Source organism: Granulicella arctica (genome assembly GCF_025685605.1).
Taxonomy (GTDB): domain Bacteria; phylum Acidobacteriota; class Terriglobia; order Terriglobales; family Acidobacteriaceae; genus Edaphobacter; species Edaphobacter arcticus.
In genome coordinates this window covers 3669399-3684750 of record NZ_JAGTUT010000001.1, presented here as the reverse complement: position 1 = coordinate 3684750, position 15352 = coordinate 3669399, and the positions used below count along the sequence as shown (strand labels likewise).

The window sequence follows — 15352 nt, the reverse complement described above, 5'->3', positions numbered from 1 at the left end:
CACTCAAGCCGGTTGCGGCTGTCCCTGCTTCGATTCCTTGTCGTCGCCTTCGTGATACGCCTCGTCAATCTCCTTGTCATAGTCCCGCGGAGCAGCCGTCCGCAGCCACGAGTACATGATCGGTACAACAAAAAGCGTGCCCAGCGTTGCCAGCAGAAGTCCACCAATGACCGCACGCCCAAGCGGCGCATTCTGCTCCCCGCCCTCACCAAGAGCCAGTGCCATCGGCAGCATCCCGATGATCATCGCCAGCGCCGTCATACACACCGGCCGCAACCGCGTGTACCCGGCATTGATTGCTGCCTCAATACTGTCCTTACCCGCAGCGCGTTCATCATTCGCAAACACCACCATCAGGATGCTGTTCGCCGTAGCCACACCAATCGTCATGATCGCGCCCATCAGCGACGGCACATTAAATGTCGTACCCGTTAGAAACAGCATCCACAACACACCCGAAAACGCGAGCGGAAGCGCCATCAAAATAATCAGCGGATCAAGCCAGCTCTGGAAGTTCACAGCCATTAGCAGGTACACCAGCAGGATCGCAAAAATAATGCCGATGCCTAGCCTCGTAAACGAGTCAGTCATCGTCTGCACCTCGCCCCGCAGCGCCAGCGTCGTCCCCGTGGGCAGCGTCTGCTTGGCGTTCGCCATAATCTTGCGGATGTCCGTGGCCACGCCCCCAAGATCACGCTGGTCCGTCTCCGCATAAATGTCGTACACCGGCTGAATGTTGTAGTGATCGATCACTACCGGCGTAATGTCCCGCTGAAAATTAGCAACGTTACCAAGCAGTTGGCTCGCATTGCCATTCGGCGAAGTCACCGGCGTCCGCGCCAGCGCCTGCAGCGAATCGATCCGATACTGCGGTGTCTGCACCACCACCTGGTAGTTCACGCCATTCTGCGGATTTAGCCACTCATTCGGAGCCGTCTGTCCCGTACCCGTCAGCGAGATCAACATGCTCTGCGCCACATCCTGTTGCGTCAGCCCGATCTGTCGCGACTTCAATCGGTCTACATTCACATCAATCGTGGGCAGCGCGATCTGCTGATGAATGTGCGCATCCGCAACGCCCGGAATCGACTGAACCTGCTTCAGCAACTTCTGCGCCAGCTCATAGTTGCCCTTGCCACGCCCACTCACCTGCAGATCAATCGGCGCAGGCAAACCAAAATCAAGAATCTGATTCGTAATATTTGCAGGCGTAAAGAAGAACGTGCCATCAGGAAACTTACTGTGCAGATCAAGCCGCAACTGCCGCATGTAAAGCTGCGTATTCCGCTTACCCGGTGCCAGCGAAATCAGGATGTCCCCATCAGAATCTGATGTCACCGAGCTATCCGAAAACGCAAGGTTGATACCGCCGTTCGGCAGCCCGATGTTGTCGAGGATCAGCTTCACCTCGTCCACCGGAATGACCTTGCGAATCTCTTTTTCAATCGCCGCAAAATACTGCTCAGAGTCCTCAGGCCTCATCCCCTGCGGCGGATACACATGCAACCGCATCTGCCCCGAATCCACATATGGAAAGAAGTCACTGCCGATCATGAACACAAGCGGAAGCGAAAGTAGAACAAACAATCCAAACACTGCAATCGTCAGTCCACGGCTCGCAAGCGTCCACTCCAGAACCTTCTTGTATCCTTCGCGCCGTTCTTCAAACCAGCGATCGAACTTCGAATGCACCCGCCAGATCCAGTTCTCGTTCTCCTCTTCCTTCGCCTTCTCAGGATCCTGGTAGAGCCCGATCTCCGCATCCAGCAGGAAGTGCATCATCGTCGGCACCAGCGTACGCGAGAGGAAATAAGAAGCCATCATCGCGAACACCACCGCCATCGCAAGCGGTGTAAACAAGTACCGAGCGGGCCCACTCAGCAACACCACCGGCGTAAACACAAGGCAGATCGAAAGCGTCGACACGAACGCCGGTGCAGCCACCTGTTGGGCGCTATCCAGAATCGCGCGCACCAGCGGCTTACGCTCACTCATATTCCGATGCGTGTTCTCAATCTCCACCGTCGCATCGTCGACGAGGATGCCCACCGCAAGCGCCAACCCACCAAGCGTCATCACATTAATCGTCTGCTGCAGCGCATACAAAATCACAAGCGACGTTGCGATCGAAAGCGGAATCGACACGCAAACAATCAAAGTCGAACGCCACGACCCAAGAAACAACAGGATCATCAGAGCCGTCAGAGCCGCCGCAATCGTGGCCTCTCGCACCACCTCGCTGATCGACTCCGACACAAATATTGATTGATCGAACAGCGGCGTAATCTGCAGCGCCGGGGGAAGCCCCGCCTTCACCTGCGGCAGAATCGCCTTCACATGCTTCACGATGTCGAGCGTCGACGTCTCACCATTCTTGAGCACCGTCAGCAGCGCCGACCGCTTCCCATTCTCACGCACGATGTTGACCTGCGGCGCGTACCCAAGTCGCACCTGTGCAACATCCTTCATCTGCACCACAGCACCGTTCGTCGCGCGAATCGGCAGATCGTTCAACGCCGACACCACCGTAGGCGAAGAGTTCATCTTCACAATAAATTCGCGGTCGCCAATCCGCGCCACGCCCGCAGGCAGGATCAAATTCTGCTGACCCAGCGCCGTCGACACATCTGTCGCAGAAAGATGCTTCGCATACATCAAATTCGGATCGACATCGACCTGCACCTGCCGCACCTTGCCCCCATACGGCAGCGGTACAGAAGCACCCTGAACATTCGCCAGTCGTGGCCGAATGAACGAAAGCCCAAGGTCATATAAATCTTCCTCAGTCAGTCCTTCACCAGACAAGCCAAGCTGCACAATCGGCACACTCGAAGCGTCATACTTCAAAATATTTGGCGGATACGTACCCGGCGGCAGGATACGCAGAATCGTCTGCACGACCGCAGTAATCTGCGACAACGCTAACTCAACTTTTACGGTCGGCTGGAAGAAAACCCGAATAACCGCCACACCCTGGTAGCTCTCCGAGGACGTATGCTCAATGTCGTTGACCGTCGTCGAGAGCGCCCGCTCGCACACCGTAACAATGCGGCCCTCCATATCCTGCGGAGGCAGACCGCTATAGCTCCAGACGATCGTCACCACGGGGATATCAATGTACGGATAGATGTCTTTGGGCGCTTCGATACACGTCCCAATACCAAGCAGCAGCATCAGCAACGAAAACACTACAAAGGTATAGGGGCGACGGAGCGCCAGCCTGACAATCCACATGCCGCTTCATCCCTCGAACAAGTCGATGGACGTTTGGATGCAAGTTGCAGACGATCAGTTACAGCTCAATCGTTTCAGATTCTAAGAAGCGAAGCCATCAACAGAAAAGCGCATTCCGTAAACACGCGCTGAGTATTACTGAACTTTTCCGCGCGGGCGCAACCTACGCAATTCGAGCGCACACGCCACGCTGTTGCCCGCAGCTAGCTTCAGATTATCGGCAGCAAGCCAAAGCCAGAAGCGCTTCGCCGCTCCCTCTTCATTCGAAGCGCTCGTCACACGTACAAGAACATTCTCCTGCCCCGCCGCACTCAGATTACTCGGCGGATCCGATTCCGCACCGACGAGGTCGATATGCGCACCCAGCAACGCAGCCTCAACCTGCGCCACCGTTGCAGCCTCCGTCAACTCCACCAGAACAGAGGCCGTATACCCATGAAACACCGGCGCATGGACAAGCTGCACCGTCATCTCCGGCAGTCGTCCCTGCGACAGCACCTCGTAGTGAGTCGCAATCCGCTGCTGCGTCCGGCCAAGATCAATCTTCGAGCTCTCACCCAACGAGGGCAGCAGGTTGAACGAGACTTGCGCGTCATATTGATCTTTCGGTAACGGCTGAAACGAAAGCAGCTTCACCGTCTGCTGGTGCAGTTCATCCATCGCAAGTCGTCCGTACTCCGATGCAGGCTCCATCACAGTCGCAGCCAGCGACGACACGCCCGGTCCGGCATTCAATCGCGAAGCAACCAGAGCTAGCATCACCGCAGCAGGATGCGCTGGAATTACGCCCGGCGTATTGAGGTCGGGCAGCTTCGCCCCGGCACCCTTGCCTGCTAGCGCCTCTTCGATCCACGGCGCCCGCACAAGTACGTCCGCTTCCGCCTCAAGCGCATACGTCAAATCGACGATGCTCGCCCCAGCCTTCCGCGCATGGAACCACTGCGTCCTCGTGACCTCAGCCGTTCCTGCAAAGAACGCAAAGTCCATCCGCTGGAACGAATCCGCATCCAGCCGTTGAATGAACGAGATCTCATCACCCGCTGCGGCGATCTGTCCCGTCACGTCCTCATCGTCCAGCAGCACCACGCTTGAGGTCGCAAACAACGACTCACCCAACTCGTCCGCAACCTCTTTACCCGCGAGCGACGAAGCGCCCACAATCCCGATCCTGTATACCCCGTCTGCCACTGTCATCCATTCTCCGCGCCCAGCACGGCTGGCAGATCAAGTCTGCCGCAATCTGATTATCTAAGCTCCGCCAGAGGCCGAAGCATGACGGCGATCCCGGCTCCACGAATACGCCAGTCGCGCAAACACGCCGGACACCAGGTATCCCAGCGCCAGCAAAATCAGCGTCCACTCCGAGTACAGCAGCAGCAGCCCGATCACAAACACCAGCACCACTACAAGCTGGAACGGATGTCGATCCCCAGCGCTGATCTCCTTGCCGCTCCAGAAACGCCAGCTACTCACCATCAAGAATCCCGTACCCGCAATCAGCCCCATCCACAGCAACGACTTCCATGGGTTATAGATCGCATGCCCGTTAAAGAAGTGAATCACCGAAGCGATCACACCGGCTCCCGCAGGAATCGGCATACCAACAAAATACTTCGACCCCGGTCGCCCCGGATTCCGCGGCTGCGGATTGATGCTGATGTTGAACCGCGCCAGCCGGCATGCCCCGCAGATCAGAAACAAAAAACAAATAAATCCGCCAAGGTGCAGTATCCGCGCACGCATCAACGCATCCACCGTGGCGGGCAGCATCCGGAAGCCCCACATATAGGCGAGCAAACTAGGCGCAACACCAAACGTGATCACGTCCGCCAGCGAGTCCAACTCCTTGCCGAAGTCGCTCGTCGTCCGTGTCCTGCGCGCAACCTGGCCATCTACGCCATCAAACAACACCGCAAACCCGATCGCCAGCGCAGCGCGATCGAAGTACGACGGATCGGCAAGCGTACCTTGAATCCCCTGCGTGATCGCATAATAGCCAGCCGCAATATTCCCCGCAGTAAACAGCGAAGGCAACACATACATGCCGCGGCTTGGACGACGCCGCACCTTGCCCTCATCCAGAATCTGTCCCGACGCCTCGTCGGCCATCAGGCCTCCAACACCAGGTCGTCCGGCTGCGGAACAACCGCCAGCACCGTCGAGCCGCCCTTTACACGGGCTCCCATCTTCACCCGCAGATTCGCCTCGGCCGGCATCAGCACATCCACTCGCGAACCAAACTTGATCAACCCAACACGCTGTCCACGCTCAACCCGATCACCCGGCTTCACGTTGCAGACGATCCGTCGAGCCAGCAATCCAGCAATCTGCTTGAAGCCGACATCGTATCCGTCGCCCTCAATCACCACCAGCGTCTGCTCGTTATAAAGCACAGACTCAGGATTCATCGCATTCATAAACTGCCCATCGCGATGCTCGACGATCTTCACCGTGCCACTCACCGGCGCACGGTTCACATGCACATCAAACACATTCAGGAAGATGCTCAGGCGCAACCGGCTGCCCGTCACCGTCTCAATCCACTCGGCCTCGGTCACGACACCATCCGCAGGCGAAACGATCTGCCCCGGCTCTGCAGGAATCTTCCGGTTCGGATCACGAAAGAACCAAAGGAAAAATATCGCCAGAACGACAGGAATCGCGGCCAGCAAGGTGATGTGCGTCAGCCACCATAGAAGTACCGCCACCACTCCCAGCCCAAATGCATAGAGAAAACCGTCACGAACCATAATTCATTCCATTATATGGCCCTTAGGCTTATTCAAGATCAACAACTCCACGCACAAGCCGCATCAACACCGCATCCTCATCAGGAGCAGCATAGTATCCCCGCCGCTGTCCCACCACATCAAATCCCAATCCCCGATACAGCGCAATCGCTCCACTCGAAGCACGCACCTCGAGGTCCATCACCTCGCCACCGCTCTCCCACGCCCACGCGATCACCGCTCTACACAGCGCTCTCCCAACCCCGCCTCGCCGCTCTAAAGCCCGCACCACCACACTCTCAAGCTCCGCCTCATCCCCTACCAGATGCCCCACAGCAAAGCCAACGATCTCCCCATCCCTGCGCGCCACCAACAGACACCGCACCGCACCCGCCCCCACCATCCCCACATACTCCCCCTCAGCCCAATGAGGAGCCTCCACAGCCTCCCGCTCCACCCGCACCACCTCCGCAATATCCTCAGCCCGAGCGGCCGCAATCACGATCTCGATCAAACCGCCACCTTAGGCCGCGCAAATAGCTGCTCATCCGTCCGCCGCAGATAATTCGCATCCACCACGGCAGCATCATCGAAACTCCCAGCCTCCACCCGCTCCATCCCAATCCCCACCACATCCCCCGCAACCGGTTCCGCCACCACCCGCACCCGTACCACTCCCTCAAGCGCAGCCACCACCCGCGCCTCACACACCACAACCTCCGCCCCACCAACCGCCTCCACCAGCTCTGCCTGCGTCACCAGCGACTCCCCAACGCACCGCCCATCCACATACTCCCCAAAATAAAACTCACCCCGCCCCGCATCAAGCACTGCGAGCACCCGCCCCGCTCCCCGCGCCAGCACCGCCAGCCGGGACACCGCGACCAGCGGCACCCCTGCAGCCTCACTCAAACCCTTCGCCGCACTCAGCCCAACCCGCACCCCCGTAAACGAGCCCGGCCCATGCACCACCACAATCGCCGCCAACTCCCCCAGCCGCAAACCCTGCCCCTCCAGAGCCAGCCGGATCACCGGCACCAGCCGCTCCGAAGCACTTCGCCCTGGCAACACTTCCGCCGCCAACACCTGCGAACCCTCCGCCAGCGCCACACTACCCTCTGCACCACACGTATCGATCAGCAACAGCTTCATCACTCAGCATCCCCAACAATCTCCACCAGCACCCCACCCGTACTCGACGGATGCACAAAAAAATACCGATGCCCGCCCGCACCCACACGAACCGCATCACTCGCCAGCCGCACCCCATCCGCCGTCAGCCGCGCAAACAGAGCATCCACCCCGCCGACCCGCAGCGCCACATGGTGCAGCCCCTCACCCCGCTTCGCCACAAACCTCCCAATCACCGACTCCTCCGCCATAGCCTCCAACAACTCAATCCGGCTCTCCCCAACCGGCATCATCGCCACCCGCACCTGCTCATGCTCAACAATCTCCTCGGAACTCACCCGAGTCCCAAGCGCCTCATAGAATTTCCGAGCCCCCTCTATACTCCGCACCGCCACCCCAAGATGATCCAGCCGCAAACCTCCCCCCACCGGCGCCTTCCGCCGGATCTTCCCAGCCAGAAATCGCTCCACCGCCCCCATCAACTCCCCCACACCCTCACCCGTTGTAGCCACCGTCCGCACCACCTCCGGCACCCATCCCTCATTCGCCACCAACCCCTGCACAGCCCGAATCTCCTGCTCCACCCGCTCCGCCCCACCCCGATCACTCTTATTCACCACAAAAACATCCGCTACCTCCATCACACCCGCCTTCAAACTCTGGACGTCGTCCCCCATCCCCGGCACCAGCACCAGCACCGTCACATCCGCCAGCCCCATCACCGCAACCTCATCCTGTCCCACCCCCACCGTCTCAATCAGGATCAACTCCCGCCCCGCCGCCTCCAGCACCGAGCAAACATCCCGCGCTCCCTGCGCCAGTCCGCCCATCGCCCCCCGCGACGCCATACTCCGCACAAACACGCCATCGTCCCCCACAAACCCCTGCATCCGTATCCGGTCCCCCAGCAGCGCCCCACCCGTATACGGGCTCGAGGGATCAACCGCCACAACCCCAACCGTCTTTCCTTGTCCCCTGAGCCATCGCGCCATCTGGTCGACCAGCGTGCTCTTCCCCGCACCCGGCGGCCCCGTCACCCCCACCCGCACCGCACTCCCCACGAACTGAGCACACGCCGCCAGCAACTCCGCCGCCCCAACTCCCCGATCCTCCACCAAAGACACCGCCCGGGCCAGCGAGCGTACATCCCCCGCCCGCATCCGCTCCACCATCCCCCGCGCCTGCCTGTCCAACTCGCGCACATCCACGTCAGCGATGATACCGCGCACCCTCCCCGCACCCCCGGCATCCCATCTGCATGATCACCTTCCAAAGCGGAGACAAGACTATCCGCCTCGACCAGATCGAGCCAGCAGGCCCCGGTCCCTTCCCAGCTGTCCTCCTCGTCCACGGATCAGGCGGCAACATCTCCTTCTGGCTCGATAGCATCGCTCCCTTCATCACCCGCCTCGGCGTCGCCCTCTACGCCGTCCACTACTTCGAGCGAACCGGCACCATCCGCGCCGACACCGCCACCATCCTCGATGGCGTCCACGTCCCCCTCTGGCTCGACACCCTCAGTGACGCCCTCGAAGCCATCGCCGCCCGCCCCACCGTCAACCCCCGCCGCATCGCCCTCCTCGGCATCTCCCTCGGAGCCTTCCTCTCCCTCGCCCACGCCACCCTCCCCAACCGCCGCCGCGTCCGCGCCATCGTCGAAGTCTCCGGCGGTCTCGACGGAGACTACATCGCCGGAGCCACAGCCACCTTCCCACCCACGCTCATCCTCCACGGCGAGCAGGACACCATAGTCCCTGTCTCTCGAGCCCGCACACTCGACGACCTCCTCACCCGCCTCGACATCCCCCACCAGATCCAGCTCTTCCCCAACGAAGGCCACCACTTCTCCCCCACCGCCCAACTTCGCATCCTCCAGGCCACAGCCACCTTCCTCGGAAAACGCCTCTAGCCACCCCACACCCATTCATCACAAACTGTCATCCAGAGCGAAGTGGAAACGCCTGCAGTTGCCACCACAAAACTGTCATCCTGAGCGAAGTCGAAGGACCTGCGGCTGCCTCTGCCGTTGCCCTCCCGTTCTAGTTGCCTTTCCCAAAGGGAACCGCGTCTCCCTCCCTGATGAACCCCAAAATCACCCACATTCACCACCAATCAAACACGTCCGCCAGTAAACAATCTTTTTCACATATAATTCCCGTGCCATCACCTGACCACGAGGGACCTCCGTGAATATCGCAAGCCGCACCATCGCCACCGCCACTCTCCTGGCCGCCTTCACCCTTCCCGCCGTAGCCCAGCTTGAAGGCAATCGCATCGCCACCTCCGCGGCCCATCCCGTCCCCGCCGTTCAGGACACCGAAACGCCAGCCCAGCGTGACGCCCGCATGGCCTGGTGGCGCGACGCCCGCTTCGGCATGTTCATCCACTGGGGCCTCTACTCCATCCCCGCCGGAGTCTGGAAAGGCCACGCCGACCCGGAGATCGGCGAGTGGATCATGAACCACGAGTCCATCCCCGTAGCGGACTACAAGGCCCTCGCCACCCAATTCAATCCCACCGCCTTCAACGCACACGACATCGTCGCACTCGCCAAGTCCGCCGGCATGAAGTACATCGTCATCACCGCCAAGCACCACGACGGCTTCGCCATGTTCGACTCCAAGGCCGACCCCTTCAACATCGTCGCCGCCACCCCCTACCACCGCGACCCCCTCAAAGAACTCGCAGCCGAGTGCAAAAAGCAGGGCCTCAAACTCGGCTTCTACTACTCGCAGGATCAGGACTGGACCGCTCCCGGTGGCGCAGCCTACAAGACCGGCAATCACGATCTACCGAGCCACCATTGGGATCCCGCTGCCCAGGATGGCAGCTTCGCTGACTATCTCCACAAGAAGGCCATCCCCCAGATGGAAGAGCTTCTCACCAACTACAGCACCGACTTCCCCGTCGTCATCTGGTTCGACACCCCCACAGACGACATGACCCCCGCCCTCGCCGGCGAAATCGTCGCCCTCCTCAACAAGCACCCCAACCTCATCTGGAACAATCGCCTCGGCGGCGGCTACAAGGGTGACACCGAAACCCCCGAACAGTTCATCCCGCCGAACGGCTATCCCGGTCTCGACTGGGAGTCCTGCATGACCATGAACGACACCTGGGGCTACAAGACCAACGACACCAACTTCAAGTCGACCGAAACCCTCATCCGCAACCTGGTCGACATCGCCAGCAAAGGTGGCAACTACCTCCTCAACATCGGCCCCGACTCCCACGGCACCGTCCCCGCCCCCGAGGTCGAGCGCCTGCAGCAGGTCGGCAAGTGGACAGCCGTCAACGGAGCCGCCCTCTACGGCACCCACCCCACCCTCTTCGGAGCCGAAACCGGCAGCTACAGCACCACCGAGAAAGATAAGAAGGGCCAGCCCAAATTCAACACAACCTGGGAATGGCGCAGCACCACCGCTCCCGACAAGATCTACATCACCCTCTTCAAGTGGCCCGGCAGCACCTTCCACCTCGACATGAAGGACGCCAAATCCCCCCGCACCGTCACCAGCGCCTACCTGCTCGCCGACAAATCCCACAAAGCCCTCAAAGTCACCCACACCGGCACCGCGATCGACGTAGCCCTACCCAGCCAGGCCCTCGATCCAATCGCCACCGTCCTCGTCCTCAACACCACCAAATAAAAGCAACCTGTTTGACAAAAGGCATGCCTCCACAGGCATGCCTTTTTGACTGAAGCTCGTACGCACCTCAATCGAGTCCATACCAGGTACCCCCCTAACCCACCTCGAATGAATACTTTGGTACTTCAGGTACGGAGGGGGTGGGGTACTACTTCCAGCAGCTAATACCGAGAAATCATCCAGACCCCGACAACCATCAACCCACACCCAATTAGTCTTCCAGGCGAAGCCGCATGCTGCCTGAAACCAATCCAGCCCATCTGGTCCAGCACCACCGAAGTCACCAGCGAAGCCGTCAGCGTAAGCCCCGTAAAGTTCGCAGATCCCAACCGCTGCGCCAACACCAAGCCAGCCAAGGTTGAACCAATACTGATCAATCCACCGAGCCAGGCCCAGGGCTTTACCGCTGCAATATGCGCCATCGTCGGCAAAGGCTGCCGCACAAATGCCAGCATCAGCAGCAGTCCCAGAACACCCGAAACATACACGATCAGTCCCGCCCAAAGCGGCTGACCAAGCTGCCTGTTCAACCCCGCATTCGTACCCGACTGAAAGGGATTCGCCGCTCCCGCTGCCAGCGCCGCCAGAAAGCTCAACCACATCATCGCGCAAACCTCACCCGCTAAGATGCGGCTTCCTTGCCGCAGCAGCACTCCAACCGCTATCCTCACCCCAAGTCGTTCTCACCGCTCAACCTGACCAGTCGCTGGAGCCTCCCGAAGAATGGCCACACAGAACATCGGCTTCACCTCGAACGATACCCAGAGCGCCAACATCCGCTGGTTCGTCTGCGGCCTCCTCTTCCTCGCCACCACCATCAACTACATGGACCGCTCGGTCCTCTCCCTCATCGAGCCCCAGCTTCACCTTCCCTTCATGGGTTGGCTTCGCGGTGTCGACCCCAAGCTCCAATACCTCTACAACCTCAACTACGGTCGCATCATCATCTGCTTCCAGATCGCTTACGGAGTCGGTCTCCTCACCGCCGGTCGCATCATCGACAAGGTTGGCACCAAAGTCGGCTACGCCGTGGCCATCGGCGTCTGGGCCCTTGCCTCGCTCAGCCACTCCCTCGTCGCCTCCGTTCTCGGCTTCTGCATCGCCCGCGCTCTCCTCGGACTAGGCGAAGCCGGTAACTTCCCCGCCGCCATCAAAGCCACCACCGAATGGTTTCCCTCCGAGGAACGCGCCCTCGCCACCGGCCTCTTCAACTCCGGCTCGAACGCCTCCTTCTTTATCGCCCCCATCCTCATCGCCGCCGTCACCTCGCGCTTCGGCTGGCGCTCCGCCTTCCTCTGCACCGGCTCGATGGGCATCCTCTGGCTCGTCCTCTGGCTCTTCTTTCCCTACAACCGTCTCCGTCGCGGCTCCACGCAGACGCAGGCGAACCTCGAACCAGTCGTTCCCCTCGCCGAACGCGCCGGCTTCTTCGACCTCTTCCGCCGCCTCGCCAAAACCCGCGAGCTCTACGCCTTCGCCATCGGCAAAGCACTCACCGACCCGATCTGGTGGTTCTACCTCTTCTACCTCCCCAAGTTCCTCAACGAGAACTACGGCTTGGACCTCAACCACGCCAAATATCCCCTCATCGTCATCTACAGCGTCTCCAGCGTCGGCTCCATCGGCGGTGGCTGGCTCTCCGGCTTTCGCATGAAGCAGGGCCACAGCGTCAACTCCGGCCGCAAATTCGCCATGCTCATCTGCGCCCTCTGCGTCCTGCCCATCATGCTCGTCCCGCACATGCACACCATCTTCGCCACCAATCCCTGGCCCGCAATCGCCCTCTTCTCCCTCGCCGCCGCCGCGCATCAAGGCTGGTCCGCCAATATCTTCTCCACCCCAACGGACATGTTCCCCTCCTCAGCCGTCTCCACCGTCGTCGGCATCGGCGGAGCCGCAGGCGCAGTCGGCGGAGCCATCTTCACCTGGATCGTCTCCCACTACTTCGCCCTCCACCCGCTCCTCATCTTCCTCCTCGGCGGCTTCTCCTACATCACCGCCCTGGCCATCTTCCAACTCCTCGTCCCACGCCTCGGCGCAACCCGCAAAGCCGCCTAAGCGGTTCCGGTGTTCGTTTGTCTTCTTGTTTGTCATTCCCGATGGGAACCTGTGTTTGCCCTTGCCCTCATCCTCCAAAATCAGCGTTCATCCGCGATAACCCGCGGTAAGCCCCTGTCTTGGATCGGTGTCATCCGCACTGATCGGTGTTAAGCCTTGTCTGTACTGCTAAACTGACCATTCCAATGCCTGCCACCCCACAAAAGTTCTATCTCACCACGCCGATCTACTACGTCAACGCGCGCCCCCACATCGGCCACGCCTACACCACCCTCGTAGCCGACACCATCGCCCGCCGCCACCGCCTCATGGGAGACGACACCTTCTTCCTCACCGGCACCGATGAGCACGGCCAGAAGATCGAGCGCAGCGCCGCCGCCGCAGGTATTCCGCCGCAAGCCTTCGCCGACGAAGTCTCCGCAGCCTTCCGCACCCTCTGGGACCGCATGGGCCTCACCTACAACGACTACATCCGCACCACCGACCCCCGCCATAAACAAGGCGCCCAAAAGCTCTTCGCCGACCTCCACGCCCGCGGCCAGATCTACCTCAGCTCCTACACCGGCCAATACTCCATCGGCGAGGAGATGTTCATCGAGGGCCCACCCGGCACCATCGGCCCCGACGGCCGCCCCACCGAAACCGTCACCGAAGAAAACTTCTTCTTCAAGCTCTCCGAGTATCAGGAGAAGCTCCTCGACCTCATCGAGTCCGACACCCTCCACATCCAGCCCGAGTCCCGCAAAAATGAAGTCCTCAGCTTCCTTCGCGGCAATGTAGCCGAGGCGACAGAAGCGGGCGAAGTCCTCGCCATCTCCGCCTCAGGCAAAGCCTACGTTCCCGGAGCACTCCGCGACCTCTCCGTCTCCCGAAGCTCCTTCACCTGGGGAATCCCAGTCCCTGAGCCAGCCGCCAGCGAGACCCAGGAAAAGCACGTCATCTATGTCTGGCTAGACGCCCTCGCCAACTACATGACTGCCATGGGCTACGGCAGCGAAGCACCTGAAGACATAGCCAAGTTTGAGAAGTACTGGCCAGCAGACCTCCACCTCGTCGGCAAAGAGATCATCCGCTTTCACTGCGTCTACTGGCCCGCCTTCCTGCTCGCCGCCAACCTGCCCCTGCCAAAAGCAGTCACAGCCCACGGCTGGCTCCTTTTCGACGACAGCAAAATGTCGAAGTCCAAGGGCAATATCGTCCGCACCGAAACAATCCTCGACGCCTTCGGCACCCTGCTGCCCAAGCCCCTTGACGGTCCCGGGCCAGAGTTCAGCGACGAACACTGGAAGCACGAACAGGACCTCTTCGCCACCGACATCCTCCGCTACTTCCTGCTCCGCGAAATCCCCTTCGGACAGGACGGCAGCTTCAGCTTCAAAGCCATGATCACCCGCTACAACGCCGACTTGGCCAACGGCTACGGCAATCTCGTTAGCCGTACATTGGCTATGATCAAGTCGAACTTCGATGGAGCAATCCCAGGCAAAGGCGACGCTGCGCAGAACGATCCATCGGGATGGGATGTCATTGATCAGGTTCATAAGAAGTTTGAGCGGTATGACTTCTCAGGCGCGACCCAAGACCTATGGTTCTTTTTGGGTGCAGTGGATGGACTAATCTCCAGTGCCGCACCTTGGAAACTGGCAAAGTCAGAAGATCCCACGGACAAGCTGAAACTTGAGACTGTTCTTTACGCCGCCAGTGAGAGCATCCGTGTTCTCACCGCCCTCCTCTACCCAATTCTCCCGAACGCCACCGCCAAAGTCTGGCTCCAACTCGGCCTCGGGGACATAGAACAAGCCGCTGCAAACGGTAAGCTAAAGGACCTAAAATGGGGCGGCCTCCAACCCGGCACCAAGCTCGGCCCACTTGGCCCCATCTTCCCCCGAGCAGATAAAGGACTCGCCCAGATCATGACCGACATCGAAGCCAGCAAGGCTCCCAAATCCACCCTCATCGACGAACTCAACCCCACCCTACCTGAGCACCACGACTCGAACGATCCCGCTGCCGGTCCCCGCACCGCCACACTCGCCGAGCCAAATCCCGGGGCCTTCGTCGCCGGCTCCCACGCCGTCACCACCGAGCGCCTCCACACCTCGCACACCGACGCTCCAGCATCAGGCCCCTTCGTCGCGGCCGCCCTCGCCACCGCAACCCCGGACACCCCGCAGATCGCCATCGACGACTTCGTCAAGATCGATCTCCGCGTCGCAAAGATCACTATCGCCGAGCGTATCCCCAAAGCGGACAAGCTTTTACGGCTGGAAGTTGATCTAGGATATGAACAACGTCAGATCCTCTCCGGCATCGCAGAATGGTACACACCGGAAGAGCTGATCGGGCGACGGATCGTCATCATAGCAAACCTCGCACCCCGCAAGATGCGCGGTCTTGAGTCCCATGGCATGCTCCTCGCCGCCTCCTCAGGCGACAATACAAAGCCAGTCCTAACCACCTTCCCCGACACCGAAGACCTCGCGCTTGGATCCCGCGTCCGGTAGCTCAGGAAAAGTTGATTTAGTTGTTAATGTTGGCGAACTTATACCT

At 60.2% G+C, this 15352-nt stretch carries 12 protein-coding genes; 4 read left to right on the top strand and 8 right to left on the bottom strand.

Going from position 1 to position 15352, the window contains the following annotated elements:
• Window positions 1–3: 3 nt before the first annotated feature.
• The 7 genes from OHL20_RS15730 to meaB form a co-directional block, all read right to left on the bottom strand.
• The gene (locus OHL20_RS15730; RefSeq protein ID WP_263384125.1) at window positions 4–3234 is read right to left on the bottom strand and encodes an efflux RND transporter permease subunit; all 3231 of its coding nucleotides are present in this window, start codon (window positions 3232–3234) and stop codon (window positions 4–6) included.
• Between the two features lie 135 nt (window positions 3235–3369).
• The gene (locus OHL20_RS15725) at window positions 3370–4428 is read right to left on the bottom strand and encodes an Asd/ArgC dimerization domain-containing protein (protein ID WP_263384124.1); all 1059 of its coding nucleotides are present in this window, start codon (window positions 4426–4428) and stop codon (window positions 3370–3372) included.
• A gap of 54 nt (window positions 4429–4482) precedes the next feature.
• A complete protein-coding gene (gene pssA / locus OHL20_RS15720) occupies window positions 4483–5343 on the bottom strand; it encodes a CDP-diacylglycerol--serine O-phosphatidyltransferase (RefSeq protein WP_263384123.1) in 861 nt (286 codons plus the stop codon).
• On the bottom strand, window positions 5343–5984 hold the full coding sequence (locus OHL20_RS15715) for a phosphatidylserine decarboxylase family protein (protein ID WP_263384122.1): 642 nt from the start codon (window positions 5982–5984) through the stop codon (window positions 5343–5345). Before OHL20_RS15715 ends, pssA begins: the two co-directional genes overlap by 1 nt.
• Before the next feature lie 28 nt (window positions 5985–6012).
• Complete coding sequence (locus OHL20_RS15710; protein ID WP_263384121.1) at window positions 6013–6477, bottom strand: GNAT family N-acetyltransferase; 465 nt, start codon at window positions 6475–6477, stop codon at window positions 6013–6015.
• Window positions 6474–7115 (bottom strand): tRNA (adenosine(37)-N6)-threonylcarbamoyltransferase complex dimerization subunit type 1 TsaB, encoded by a 642-nt coding sequence (tsaB, locus tag OHL20_RS15705; protein ID WP_263384120.1) that lies wholly within the window; start codon window positions 7113–7115, stop codon window positions 6474–6476. Before tsaB ends, OHL20_RS15710 begins: the two co-directional genes overlap by 4 nt.
• Complete coding sequence (gene meaB / locus OHL20_RS15700) at window positions 7115–8323, bottom strand: methylmalonyl Co-A mutase-associated GTPase MeaB (RefSeq protein WP_263384119.1); 1209 nt, start codon at window positions 8321–8323, stop codon at window positions 7115–7117. The genes tsaB and meaB overlap by 1 nt, the downstream gene beginning before the upstream one ends.
• 29 nt (window positions 8324–8352) lie before the next feature.
• Here meaB and OHL20_RS15695 point away from each other — a divergent pair, with 29 nt between their 5' ends.
• Together OHL20_RS15695 and OHL20_RS15690 are read left to right on the top strand one after the other, a co-directional pair.
• Window positions 8353–9003: an alpha/beta hydrolase family protein gene (locus tag OHL20_RS15695; RefSeq protein WP_263384118.1), complete on the top strand. Its 651-nt coding sequence runs from the start codon at window positions 8353–8355 to the stop codon at window positions 9001–9003.
• A gap of 277 nt (window positions 9004–9280) precedes the next feature.
• Window positions 9281–10744, top strand: a complete 1464-nt coding sequence (locus OHL20_RS15690) for an alpha-L-fucosidase (RefSeq protein ID WP_263384117.1) — start codon at window positions 9281–9283, stop codon at window positions 10742–10744.
• A 161-nt stretch (window positions 10745–10905) separates the two neighbouring features.
• Here the strand turns inward: OHL20_RS15690 and OHL20_RS15685 are convergent, their stop codons facing one another.
• Entirely contained in the window at window positions 10906–11349 is a 444-nt protein-coding gene (locus OHL20_RS15685) for a DMT family transporter (RefSeq protein ID WP_263384116.1), read from the bottom strand.
• A 118-nt stretch (window positions 11350–11467) separates the two neighbouring features.
• Between OHL20_RS15685 and OHL20_RS15680 the strand changes: the two genes are divergently transcribed.
• Complete coding sequence (locus tag OHL20_RS15680; RefSeq protein ID WP_263384115.1) at window positions 11468–12802, top strand: MFS transporter; 1335 nt, start codon at window positions 11468–11470, stop codon at window positions 12800–12802.
• A 185-nt stretch (window positions 12803–12987) separates the two neighbouring features.
• Window positions 12988–15306, top strand: coding sequence for a methionine--tRNA ligase subunit beta (metG, locus tag OHL20_RS15675; RefSeq protein ID WP_263384114.1), 2319 nt, complete (start codon window positions 12988–12990; stop codon window positions 15304–15306).
• The last annotated feature ends 46 nt before the right edge of the window (window positions 15307–15352 follow it).

What these genes read in the sequence shown, in the direction of transcription:
- pssA (WP_263384123.1), bottom strand. Translation starts at nt 5,343, where the DNA reads ATGGCCGACGAGGCGTCGGGACAGATTCTGGATGAGGGCAAGGTGCGG.
- OHL20_RS15695 (WP_263384118.1), top strand. Translation starts at nt 8,353, where the DNA reads ATGATCACCTTCCAAAGCGGAGACAAGACTATCCGCCTCGACCAGATC.
- OHL20_RS15715 (WP_263384122.1), bottom strand. Translation starts at nt 5,984, where the DNA reads ATGGTTCGTGACGGTTTTCTCTATGCATTTGGGCTGGGAGTGGTGGCG.
- OHL20_RS15685 (WP_263384116.1), bottom strand. Translation starts at nt 11,349, where the DNA reads ATGATGTGGTTGAGCTTTCTGGCGGCGCTGGCAGCGGGAGCGGCGAAT.
- tsaB (WP_263384120.1), bottom strand. Translation starts at nt 7,115, where the DNA reads ATGAAGCTGTTGCTGATCGATACGTGTGGTGCAGAGGGTAGTGTGGCG.
- metG (WP_263384114.1), top strand. Translation starts at nt 12,988, where the DNA reads ATGCCTGCCACCCCACAAAAGTTCTATCTCACCACGCCGATCTACTAC.
- OHL20_RS15725 (WP_263384124.1), bottom strand. Translation starts at nt 4,428, where the DNA reads ATGACAGTGGCAGACGGGGTATACAGGATCGGGATTGTGGGCGCTTCG.
- OHL20_RS15680 (WP_263384115.1), top strand. Translation starts at nt 11,468, where the DNA reads ATGGCCACACAGAACATCGGCTTCACCTCGAACGATACCCAGAGCGCC.
- OHL20_RS15730 (WP_263384125.1), bottom strand. Translation starts at nt 3,234, where the DNA reads ATGTGGATTGTCAGGCTGGCGCTCCGTCGCCCCTATACCTTTGTAGTG.